The following is an 11,668-nucleotide window of genomic DNA, read 5'->3' as shown; positions in this document are numbered from 1 at the left end:
TGTTCCATTTTGTTTTGTCATATCGATCGACCTCCGTGTAATTTACTTAATCATATCACGTTAGCCTCGTACGACTTCTATCCTAACAGAGGGGGATCCTTGTTCAACTAATCTGCAGCGTTAGTTGAACAAGGATTTTTACTTGCCTGTTTTAGTTGCAGTTTCACTGATAATTAAACTAAGTTGCAATCGACCTAACCATTTTTCAGTATCACTAATAATCCTCGAGATTCCATTCGTTTCTTCGTGATATTCTAAGCCTTCCACGGGGCGATAGTCTACATCTAATTTTGCAATTCTAAGTGCTATCATCGCCCATTCAGCATCTGTCATTTTTTCTTTTGATTTTCTGTTTATGTATTCAGCACTTTCTCTTGAAAAAGAACAAGAACCAGCTGTAATATCAACTTCTTTTCCTAATTCTAAAGAACAGATCTTATTTGTAATCTTCTCTGTTTCAATCCATTCTATTGGGTGTGTTTTCATTGCTCTTTCGGTACGACCTAAAATTTGATAATCATGATTTGGAATGTCTAATACTATATTTTTTAATTCATCTAAATGGTTTTTCCCCCAAGTTAATATTCGATCAAAGTCACAATAATGATAATATTGACTTTTACCAGTGAGCCCAAAATTTAATACTTTTCTTCGTGCCTGTGCCGCACCCTCTTTAGGAATTATTTTAACATTGAACACGCTACTTTCCATTTCCTTTATTAATTCAATTGACGATTCCTCACTAATTGCAATAAAAATCTCTGAATAAATACCTTCAAATTCTTTTTGTAATTCATTAAATCGCTTTATATTTTTTCCCGTAGGATCGTGAGTAACTGTCAATAGATCTATTTCGGTCACGCTTTACTCCTCCTATACCTTTCGATAATATTTCTCCATTACAGCCTTATTTCCTTTGTTCTTATTCAACTAATCTCCCCCGTCAGTTGAACTTGCAATAAGAGCCGTTTCAACTCAATGATTTTTGACTAAAGCACCAGGTAGTTGGAGAAAAAAAGAAGCGTATATTAAACAATCAAACTAAACCCCAATCCCTCCAAAATGGGTTTCCTCACCATTCTTAAAAACTTTTAGGTACTCATAGTCCCCTTTGAAATTGATTTTAAATAACTTATATGTGTCCTCTTCCCCCTCAGAAATAGAAATGTCGTTCAGGTAAATGTTGATCGAATTTTCGTCCGTTTTGATATCTATATCTCCAAAACCTCTTCCATCATCCAAGAAATCTTGATTAAGATACAAATAGCGTTGATTTTTAGAATCGTTGTATATATAAATACCAGTTCCTGTACCTTTTTCATCATTTTCTACATTCTCAATAAAACTTTTCACATTGTCATTTGCGTTTTCTAAATTAATTTCTGAAATAGTTACTTTATTCTCCCCACATCCAGTTAGAAAGCCAGAAACCATTAAAAATAGTAATAATATTCGCTTCAAATTTCTCCAACTCCTTTGTTTGTTTTACCGCAACCTTTTCACAATCTGGCCCGATTGTTGAACACAAGTTAAACAACGCTCTTCAACTAAACTTCTGCGTTAGTTGAATATTCGAAAAGCGGTACTTTTACCTATCATTGTATCTCAATCGGAGAAACTATGATCTACCTTTTTTGTACCTGTTCTTAAAAGTACACGCTTGAACAAAAAGAAAAGAAACATGTTTCTAAGTCCCTTCTCTTCCAATTAGATATGATATGAAAACCAAACATACGCAATGATTTCACTTGTAGAAGCTTTCAAATCCGCGGTTTGAATTACTTTAGAATAAGTTACTTTCAGTTCTCTTTAAGGTTCGATAGAGATCACTTTATTGTGCCAATGTCTTCCCATCCATATGCTACTTCGATTAACCGTTTGCCAAAGATTTCAATGGATTTACTATCTACTACTTTACCGCACATCTTTTCATAAAAACCATAAGAACGATTATCTTTTAAAACCCAAATTAGCATGGAATTCATGCCTTTATTTTTCAATTCATTGACCACTTCTTTTAATAGCAATCTTCCTATGCCTTGGGATTGATTTTCTGATAATATGTAGATTGAATATAGTTCACCATCTAGATTCCTATATTTTCCTGTTCTTTCTTTGCCGCCGTCAGCAAAACCGATAATTTTTCCATTTTCATTTTCTGCTACAAAGGCATTATCATTTCCAAGATTCTTTTTCCATAATTGTTCCCTTGCATCGTATGTAAGCTGGTTTAAATATTCATCAGGTACAATATTTCGATACGTGGTAATCCAACTATCTACATGAACTTGAGCTATTCCCCTTGCATCTAATAAAGTTGCTTTTCTAATATTCATTTCCAGTCTCCTTTTGCTTATAGATTACCGTGCTCGAATATAACCTAACTGCACTTTTGCTAATTCACTTAAGCAAAATATCAAACTTCTGAATTAAATCCTTAAAAGCTGGTCTTTCATTCCCATCTCGTCCAATCACAGCTTCTGCCGTTACTAGTGAATTCAATACTGCTTCTTCCGTCGCTTCCCCTACAGCTCTAAAAGCTAAATCTATATCTTCTTCATGAATTTGAGGGATTGCCAGACGATGTTCTGGTTTTTCATGCGGAATCTTGGTGGCTGTGGAAAATCCTATGATGACCTCGCCACTTCCATTTGTAATGATCGAACCAGTTCTAGATAAACCTGTGACGGACCTTTTTATTATCCGGTTCAATTGCCTCTCAGACACTGGTAGATCGGTTGCAACGATAATCATGATGGACCCTTTATCCTCCTCTTTATAAGAATCGAGGATTGCTTCTTTCAAATCTTGACCAACCGCTTTGCCCTTAACCAATAAATCGCTTAATATGCCGAAGTTCGACAACACCAAAACCCCGATAGTGTATTTTCCATGATCCATTTCCAACATCCGAGAAGCAGAACCAATCCCTCCTTTTAGTGAATAACAAAGCATTCCAGTCCCTGCTCCAACTGTTCCTTCTTCGAATTCAGACGAAGTATTTTCAAGTGATTCAAGAACATGTTCCGGCTTCACAAACTTTCCCCTTATATCATTTAAGAACATGTCATTGCATTCACCAACTATGGGATTTACCGTTCCAGTTGTGCGTCCAATTTCAGGATTTTTTTCCAGCATGTAATCAATTAATGTATCTGCAGTTAATCCGACACTCAATGTGTTTGTTAACAGAATAGGTGTCTCTAAAGTGCCTAACTCCATCATTTGAATAGTACCCATCGTTTTTCCGAAACCGTTGATCACATGGCTGGAAGCAATCAGTTTTTCTTTAAAGATATTGCCCTGGTGTGGCAAAATGGCTGTAACTCCTGTTTGCATATTTTTTTCGCTAAGCGTCACATGCCCGACTGTTACTCCCTTTACATCTGTGATAGCGTTATGAGGACCAGTTTCTAATCGGCCAATTTCCACTCCGTAATCTCGTATTCTTTTTTGATTGAACATTTAATCTCGCCCTTTCTACTAATTATAAGTTTTAGATATTTCATCTAATATTAATGATGGACCTCGTTAACCTGCCGTGTTTGTTCAATAAGAAAAAAGAGCTGCCTAAGCAACCCATTATCTTACCTAAAGCACCCTTTAGCCATCCATGCAGCACAAAAAAATGCTGCACCACAGAGAATGAAAATAGTTAGGAAGTGTCAATACTGATACTGACCTTAATCCAGTCAACCGTAATCCATAGACTTATTTACGCTCTCCTCTTTTTTTTAACGATTAAGTAGGGGTCTTCTTAAGTATTGTCATTTTTCATTTCTTGAAGAACTAATTTTCATGGGAGTTTAAGTACAATCCTTCACAATCTATCCTGAACCGTTAGCACATAGAAAAGTTGCCACAATAAAAGCTCTGATTTTTTGCTAAAGCCTCTTTAATAAAATTGGTCGCAAAGGAACAAAAACAGTACAATATGTAATTATTTAGGTATAACAGGAACCCAAAGCTCACTATTAGGAACTCTATCAGGTGCCAATTGATTCTCAATGCAAGGAAGGTCTGCCAATTCATATCCTGAAGTAGGTAGCCATTCAGTGTATAGACGCTTCCATGCATCAATAATATTAGGAAAAACAGCCCATGTACTTCTAGGTATCACTATTTTCTCCATATTGTTAGAGAATTCATTTGCATAACGGCAACCCATAAAATAATCAAACGCTTCATCTGTAATTGCAGCTTGTTTTCCACATACACCTAAAATGCCTTCCATTTTACATTGTGGATTTTCCCAAGACATATCAATGAGTTTTTGTAACAATCCGTTCTTATTCGCATCCTCCCATAATTTAGGGATAATATTAAAAGCATCCTTGGTTACAACTTTTTGTTTAACTCCTACAATCTCAACCTCAAAATCTAAAACTTCAATTCTATAGTCCATTTTCTACATCCCCTTTAATCGTAATTTGAAAAGAAAGTCTTGGAATGGATTTTAATTCAGTCCCTTTACTTCGGACTACTGTTGGAGTAACCCGTGTAGGTTCTTAAAAGCACGACTGAAGTCATCTGGAGAATTATATCCATACTTTAGTGCAAATGCTGCTTGCGATAAACGTCTCCACCTAATATATTCTGATATTGTCAATCCTGGTATAGACGAAAATATTCTTGGAAAATGTCCCAAATAACATCATTTAGTTGAATATCCATTCATATTGAATATCTGGTAAATTCTCTTCATTTTCATGTCCTCTACTTATGATTTCAAACCCATGTTTTTCATAAAACCGTTGTGCTTTTTCATTTACTTCAAATGTGTACAATGTTAATCTCCCACTTGATTGTGCTTTTGCTCTATCTAGTAATCTTCGACCTATGCCTATTCCTCGATACTCTAAATGAATATATAATTGGCTTATTTCCCTATCGTTATAGGCAATCATACCAACAACTTCTTCATCAATTAACGCTAAATCTATTTGAAACTGTTCAGGTAATATATGATTTATAAAATATACGTGATTTTCAAAGTCGTGAATTTCTTTTTGGCCAATAGCCTGTTCCTTACTATCTCGCCACATATCCACTGTTTGTTCTGCGTATTTGGAGCTATACGGAGTAATTCTGATTTTGTATTGTTTCATCTATGCCTCCTCAGAATTTTTTAGGGTGTCTTATTTGACCAAAGCACCAAGTACATTTATTCACATAGTTAAATAGTTTATTTATCACACGAATGCTCCCTCGCAAAAAAAGAAATATCTCTTATATACTAATGTATTTGCAGGATTCTATCTTTTTACCAATAAACCAGTATAGGCTTTAATAAAATTTGTTAATGAACGGGCTTACGCCTGGCCTTGACCGCGGATAACTTCATCTTGAAGTTACTTGTTCTTCTCAAAATTGAAATGGGCGGGAAGCCATTTTGGGGCTTTCCCATCTTGATTACCTATAAGCAAAGACAAACGGTGCAATATCACCGTTCATTTTAACCGTTGACTAGTTCGACTGGATCTTCTATTTATTTCTGTATCGTGAGCTAATTTTCTAAATAAAATAAAATGTCACTTTTCCCCTCCTGAAGTGTTCCCATATAGATCTTAGTATCTATACCTCCAATCTCAAAACCTTTCTTTACGTAAAATAAGCAGGCACCGAGATTATCGTCCTGTCCCTGAGTGTAAATCCCTCGATAACGATGTTTTTGGCTAATCTTTTTTGCTTCGTCTATTAAAAGAGAAGCTATCCCATAGCCACGATAGTCTTTGTTTACTTTAAAATCATACAGATACATATATTTATTCCATGAGTGTTGTAAGACGGCCAAAGCAACACATTTTTCTCCATAATAGGCACCAAGAAATATACTGTTCTCTGATAGTTTTTCAAAATCATAATTTTCATCCGGAAAACACATTTCGCGGATTTCCTCTTGCTTGTAATGCTTCGTTTCATAACTCCATTTTTCGTTTTGATAGGATGGAATCATTTTTCCAAACAGAGAAAACGGCTCATTTGGAATATTAATATGCCTGCTATGTTCATTATCGATCAGCCTAACTGTTATCTTTTCTTTCAATGCTTTCCACCTCATTTTCAATTCATTGCTGAGTTCGGCTACATATATGGATAAACAGCACAAACAGGTATCAACTCCTGTCCTTAAACATCACCAAAGGGGCTTTTATTCTAAGATTTCGAATCACTTTCTAAGTGATTCATTGAAATACTATAATCCCTTGTCCCTAGGGTTTTACGGTATGTTCAGTGTAGTACTATGAAATTTTTTTAGTATCATTAAAAGGATGAACTATTTCTTTAAGGCATATATCGGTTCTTCTTGAAGTAAAGCATTCGTTAATTCAATAAGGAGTAATGGTATTAATTTAATGGTCCATATAAATTAATAAATTTTCCAGTGTATGCGTCCATCACAATAGTTGATTCTTGACCAGTGTATTTAATTGTAACTTCCCACTTCATTTTATTCGTTATCTCATTCCAATACCCTTGCTTTGAGGTGAGATTCACACTAATATTCTCAGGTGGGATTTCCTCTAAACCATTGAAGGATATTGAGTTCTTCCACTCTTCTGGGGGATTTAGCAAATATTTTTCTGCATTATTTATTGCTTCGCCCGAACTAATAATAGGCGACTGAAAAAAGAATAAATAAAACATTACCAGAGTAACTACTAAACCTATTAATATTTTTTTCATATGAGTCCTCCTTGCACTAAATCACCGCTTTATGTATACTCTGTGGTGCTTTAGTTCATTAAGAAAAAAGAGTTATCTCAGCAATCTATGTTCCGCTAATGCACCAGTTAGTTTAACAAGAACGATGCAACAAAAAAGCCAAAAAATTTGACTTAATATGTTACTGTTTTTTCTTTTACTTTCTGAATTTTTTTCTTTTTACTTTGTTGTTGTATTGCGACTATTACAATTGCCTGTATAGACATCGCAAGGACAAGGAGAAGCAAATGTGTAGAAATATGTTGTAGCAATGAAATAATATAGAGTATTGGTGCAGATGAAAGATAAGAAACATATTGGTTTTTAGTTAATAAAAAGATTATAGTCGAAATACAAGAAGTAACTAGTAAAAGTTCTAATATTAGTCCGAATGAATTAAAGTCTAAGAAATTCTGAATTTCAATTATATATGGCATATAGAAATCCCCCCTTTTTATACATATATTCTACATTCTTCCTCAACTATCCTGCGTATTTAGTACAATAAAAAAAGCTTTACTCCTTCTTGAAGTAAAGCACCCGTTAGCTTAATAAGAACTTTTTATATTTTACCTTTTTTTATCCATGTCCAAATTCGGTAACTTCCGAATACTGATACTTGGGCTCTCTTAGGAACCCATCCAACATTTCTTGCAAATTCTCATAATTCAGTATTGCCTTTTTCAAAATACTCTCCTCTCATTATTAAATGAACTCAAAAATTAAGATTGTAATATTTGATTACGCTATCGTATTAAATGTACAATTTATTTAACAAATTTAATTGGTTAAAGAATAAATTTCCAAGTAATAGACAATAAATATTGTATATTGGAGGGAAAGTTTATTATGTTAATAAAAAATCATGATGATAAGATAATTTATTGCTACTGTTGTCGCAAAAGGACTTTATTTATACGTAGGGATTTGCATAATAATAGTGGGGTAGAGAGTCATTGTAGTGAATGTTCATCCGTTTGGTTTGAATGGCAAAATCGAGCAGTTGAGCGAGAAAAAGAAAAGTGGATTGAATATAACGAATTTACATTTTAATTGTAATAACATAAAAAACGCTTGGAGAATATTTCTCCAAGCGTTTTTTTCTTTCCTTGTTCAACTAAAACTAGTAATAGGTAAGCGTTTGAAGTTATGTCCAGCTTTTCCCCCACTCCGCACAGAACGCGACAATTTTTCCTCGTTACCATTAGACAAATATAGTGTCCAAATTCTTCCTTCTAAGAGCTCGCACTGTGGAAATCCCACGTTCGTACCCGATCGGTGCGACGAACGTTTGGAAAATAATCATTCCATTTCACTTGACTTAGGGCTGTTCCTCCACCTTCATTACAGATCGCGCGCACCCATTAGTCGAAAAAGAACTTGAAATACTAACCTACATTAGTAAGAAAATAGAAAGCAATAATACTAACAACTAGAAAGAGTTGAGTGATAATGCCGACAACACTACAAATTAAACCAGAGGTAGCTAATCCACTGCCACCTTCATCTGTTTTTATAATTTCTTTTGTCGCTTTTCTTGAAACTACAACTCCTATAGCGCCAAGTATTAACCCGATGTATGGTATTATGATTGAAAGAATACCAAGTGTTAAGGAAATTACCGAATTACTGTTGTTTATTTGAGGTTTTTCAATCATTTTTTATTTCCACCTCGATTCTTTACCTGCCAATACTCGAATAATTTGCCATATAACAAGTACTTCTACTTCTTTTCAAAAAATCCCTGCTTATTGAACTAACCTGTCGTTTGAGTTGAATAAGAAAAAGAAGTCGCCAAAACAACTCCTTATTTAACGAGCATTCATTTGCTTATTTTAAGGAAACCAAATTGCTGCTACTCCTCTATAAAGGTACTAGCGTGATATCCATCACAAACAGTGCCCGATTGCAGTATAAAGTTCCTGAAAGTGAAGCCCCTACACATCAATAATTATCCATAATTCCCGTACCTAATAACACCAATAATTAATAACAGCACTAAAGTAAAAATACATATCGTTCCGATTGAAGCTAAAACATTAAGGATTTTATTTGCTTTTGTACTAACCAGCTTACAAAATACAATATAAACTCCAACTCCAATAATTCCACCTAATGTATTTCCCATAAGGTCAGTTATATCGCTACCACCGATAGCAAAGATGAATTGCAATACTTCAAATAACAAACTAACTCCTGCTATTGGTAAAATCTTTTTCAAGAAAGACCAGTTTGGTTTTAGCATACTGATATAAATTCCAAATGGGATAAATGCGAGTACATTTAAGATTATTTCATTAAAGTCTATTTGATTATTAACAATAGCTGAACCAGCAAGAGGGGTTAAGTTGATTCCCCTAAAATCCGTGAAATGACGCAATTCTTGAAATGAAAATTGCATTTTAAAGAGTATAATCCATGTTAAGACAAATAAATATACGGCCAACAAGCCAGCAGTTATTTTATTTTGATTATTTTTCGATTTTTCCATATAAATCCTCAATTCCTACCTTTAATCTAATGAAAAACTCTACATCCTTTGCAAATCCAACAGTTTACTCAATTATTTGTCCTGATTGTTGAACACAAGTTAAACAACGCACTTCACAATCTTTATAGTGATCGTAACATAAATTTTCAATATAAATTCAAGCTTTTTTACAAAGCTACAATTTATTCAGGTTCAACTCGATCGAAAACTTTCCATAATCTTAGAACAAAATAAAAACAACCAAAAGCCTGTCTGAATAAGGTTTTTGGCTGTTTCAAGTACAGTTGGTTACTTGGTTAATTATTCCATTATGAGATCGCTCGGGCATAACGGTTAGAAACAACGAAAATCTATTTAGAGAAAGTATTCAATCACAGGCTAAATAAGAAAAAAAAGCTTCCCTATGAAGACTGTTTCATCATTAAGTATCTTGTGAGGATATCCATTTCTTTATCATAAAACCCTAAAATCTTTCATACTTTCTCCAAGAATATAGTGGGAAAACCACATCAAATTCTGCTTCATAATAGCTACATTAATTCCTGGCTGGTCAGAACTATATGCCATTCCTTTAAATATAATTAATTCTGTATCAACTTCCATATCCCTTAATCCTTGATATAGCTCATATGCATTTGGAGTTGGAACTCTTGCATCCTTTTCGCCATGTTGGATTAAAGTGGGAGTACAGGCTGATTTAATATATGTCATTGGTGATGTTTTAGTATATATCTCTGGATCATTCCATGGATTATTTCCTAAATACATCCTAATAAAGTAAGGTATATCTGTATTTACATAATGCGTACTCCAATTAGTAGTTCCACCTCCAACTGAAATAGCTTTAAATCTACTACTAAATGTAGAACAGAAAGCTGATATATATCCTCCGTTACTCCATCCCATAACCCCTACTCTATCTTTATCTACAATCCCTTTGTCAACTAGTTTATCCACTCCAGATATAACATCATCGTAGTCAGCTATTCCCAGTTTTCTATAGTTTGCTTTTAAGAATTCATTACCATAACCAGAACTTCCCCTATAGTTTGGTTCTAAAACGATAAAGTCTTTTTCGATAAACTGTTCAATAGGATATTTCTCATTAAAACAGTCTGAAAATATTGGAAAAGATGCCCAAGCCGGTCCACCATGGATTACCACTAATAAGGGATATTTTTTATTTGCGTCAAAATCTACTGGGGTTGATAAAACTCCCTCTATTTCAAGACCATCACTACTTTGCCATGAGATTATTTCCCTGTTACTTTTATGCTTTCCTTTGAAAAAGCTATTTTCATTCGTTATTTTTTTATCGTCTAAATAGATTTCAAAGGTTTCATTTTTTATAGCCTTATTATAGGATATATGATTTCCATCCCTTGTTATAGAAGCATCCATTATAAAGCTATCTACTTTTTCGCTTGACATTTCCACAGTGCCATTCTCAGACAACAACCCAATAAGATAATTGGTTTTATTCTGCCATCTAATTAAAATTCCTTTAGCTGTCCACCGTAACGGAATAACCGTACTATCAAAATCTGTTAAAGGTTGAATTATCTCTCCATTATTAATATCATATATCTCTAGTGTACTGTTTTGTATATGGGTCTTATAGTAATCCTTCTCCATTATGCTTGCTGAGTAACATATTTTGCTGCCGTCAGGAGAAAAGCAAACGCTCCCTCCTAACAACTTATCTATATTCATCTTTTGTAGCTCTCCAGCTTTAATATCTAGTATGTATAGTTCTCCATTAATATAATCTCCCATATTTGGGCTTGGTGTAGCCATAAATACAACCTTTTTCCCATCATTTGAAATATCAAATTCATGGATATGAAAATCCTTACCATCAGTTAGTTGATAAACAACGCTATTTTCGTGTTCATCTTTATCCTTACCAGTGTAATATAAACAATTATTCTGGTATTCCTTACCTATATGATGGAAATCTCCGTATAGTTCCTTACGCTTCTTTATCTCCTCAGATTCTTTTGACTGTGCAACATAATAAAAACCCTTGCCAGTAGGCTCCCATTTGAAATTACTGACCCCTTCTTTTTCATCAGTAATTTGAACCCCACTATAATCATCTATTGACTTAACAAAAATCTGATTTTTCTTATTATCCCTGTCACCAACTGGACTAAGGTATGCGATATCTCTAGAATCTGGAGACCATAATGGGTATGTACTATCTATATCCCTAGTTGTTAATGGGTAACACTGCCCTTTATCTTTTTCATATATCCATACATGATTCCTATATTTATTGTCTTTCCAGTTAGCTGTCTTCTTGACAAATGCTACATTTTTGCCATCATCACTTATGTTTGTACCTGATAAGGTTGGTAATGAAATAATCTCTTCTATATTTAGATATTTTTTTTCATTCATTTTCATTAATAAACCCCCTCGTTAACTATTATCATTCGTTAATTCTCTTGTGCAACTAACCTGCCGCGT

The 11,668-nt window shown here is 34.1% G+C and carries 11 protein-coding genes and 1 pseudogene; all 12 read right to left on the bottom strand.

Annotation, left to right across the window (positions count from 1 at the left end):
- Positions 1 to 138: 138 nt before the first annotated feature.
- Positions 139 to 861, bottom strand: coding sequence for a hypothetical protein (locus tag ACIQYS_RS20390; RefSeq protein ID WP_402984206.1), 723 nt, complete (start codon positions 859 to 861; stop codon positions 139 to 141).
- Positions 862 to 1,041: 180 nt separating this feature from the next.
- Complete coding sequence (locus ACIQYS_RS20385; RefSeq protein ID WP_402984203.1) at positions 1,042 to 1,461, bottom strand: hypothetical protein; 420 nt, start codon at positions 1,459 to 1,461, stop codon at positions 1,042 to 1,044.
- Positions 1,462 to 1,826: 365 nt separating this feature from the next.
- Positions 1,827 to 2,336 (bottom strand): GNAT family N-acetyltransferase, encoded by a 510-nt coding sequence (locus ACIQYS_RS20380; protein WP_402984200.1) that lies wholly within the window; start codon positions 2,334 to 2,336, stop codon positions 1,827 to 1,829.
- Positions 2,337 to 2,400: 64 nt separating this feature from the next.
- Positions 2,401 to 3,465, bottom strand: a complete 1,065-nt coding sequence (locus ACIQYS_RS20375; RefSeq protein WP_402984197.1) for a DmpA family aminopeptidase — start codon at positions 3,463 to 3,465, stop codon at positions 2,401 to 2,403.
- A 475-nt stretch (positions 3,466 to 3,940) separates the two neighbouring features.
- Positions 3,941 to 4,654 (bottom strand): annotated as a pseudogene (locus ACIQYS_RS20370) (GyrI-like domain-containing protein); the annotation flags it as partial.
- A 4-nt stretch (positions 4,655 to 4,658) separates the two neighbouring features.
- Positions 4,659 to 5,108 carry a GNAT family N-acetyltransferase gene (locus tag ACIQYS_RS20365; RefSeq protein WP_402984194.1) on the bottom strand — a complete coding sequence of 150 codons (450 nt, stop codon included), beginning with the start codon at positions 5,106 to 5,108 and terminating at the stop codon, positions 4,659 to 4,661.
- Between the two features lie 398 nt (positions 5,109 to 5,506).
- On the bottom strand, positions 5,507 to 6,046 hold the full coding sequence (locus tag ACIQYS_RS20360) for a GNAT family N-acetyltransferase (RefSeq protein WP_402984191.1): 540 nt from the start codon (positions 6,044 to 6,046) through the stop codon (positions 5,507 to 5,509).
- A 302-nt stretch (positions 6,047 to 6,348) separates the two neighbouring features.
- Positions 6,349 to 6,687, bottom strand: a complete 339-nt coding sequence (locus ACIQYS_RS20355) for a hypothetical protein (protein ID WP_402984189.1) — start codon at positions 6,685 to 6,687, stop codon at positions 6,349 to 6,351.
- Between the two features lie 152 nt (positions 6,688 to 6,839).
- Positions 6,840 to 7,142, bottom strand: coding sequence for a hypothetical protein (locus ACIQYS_RS20350; protein ID WP_402984187.1), 303 nt, complete (start codon positions 7,140 to 7,142; stop codon positions 6,840 to 6,842).
- Positions 7,143 to 8,093: 951 nt separating this feature from the next.
- Positions 8,094 to 8,363, bottom strand: coding sequence for a DUF4190 domain-containing protein (locus ACIQYS_RS20345; protein ID WP_402984184.1), 270 nt, complete (start codon positions 8,361 to 8,363; stop codon positions 8,094 to 8,096).
- 293 nt (positions 8,364 to 8,656) lie between these two features.
- Positions 8,657 to 9,196 (bottom strand): VanZ family protein, encoded by a 540-nt coding sequence (locus ACIQYS_RS20340; RefSeq protein WP_402984181.1) that lies wholly within the window; start codon positions 9,194 to 9,196, stop codon positions 8,657 to 8,659.
- A gap of 453 nt (positions 9,197 to 9,649) precedes the next feature.
- The gene (locus ACIQYS_RS20335) at positions 9,650 to 11,605 is read right to left on the bottom strand and encodes a S9 family peptidase (RefSeq protein ID WP_402984178.1); all 1,956 of its coding nucleotides are present in this window, start codon (positions 11,603 to 11,605) and stop codon (positions 9,650 to 9,652) included.
- Positions 11,606 to 11,668: the final 63 nt, after the last annotated feature.

This window comes from Psychrobacillus sp. NPDC096426 (genome assembly GCF_044762745.1).
Classification (GTDB): Bacteria; Bacillota; Bacilli; order Bacillales_A; family Planococcaceae; genus Psychrobacillus.
This window is presented reverse-complemented; position numbering and strand designations above follow the sequence as displayed.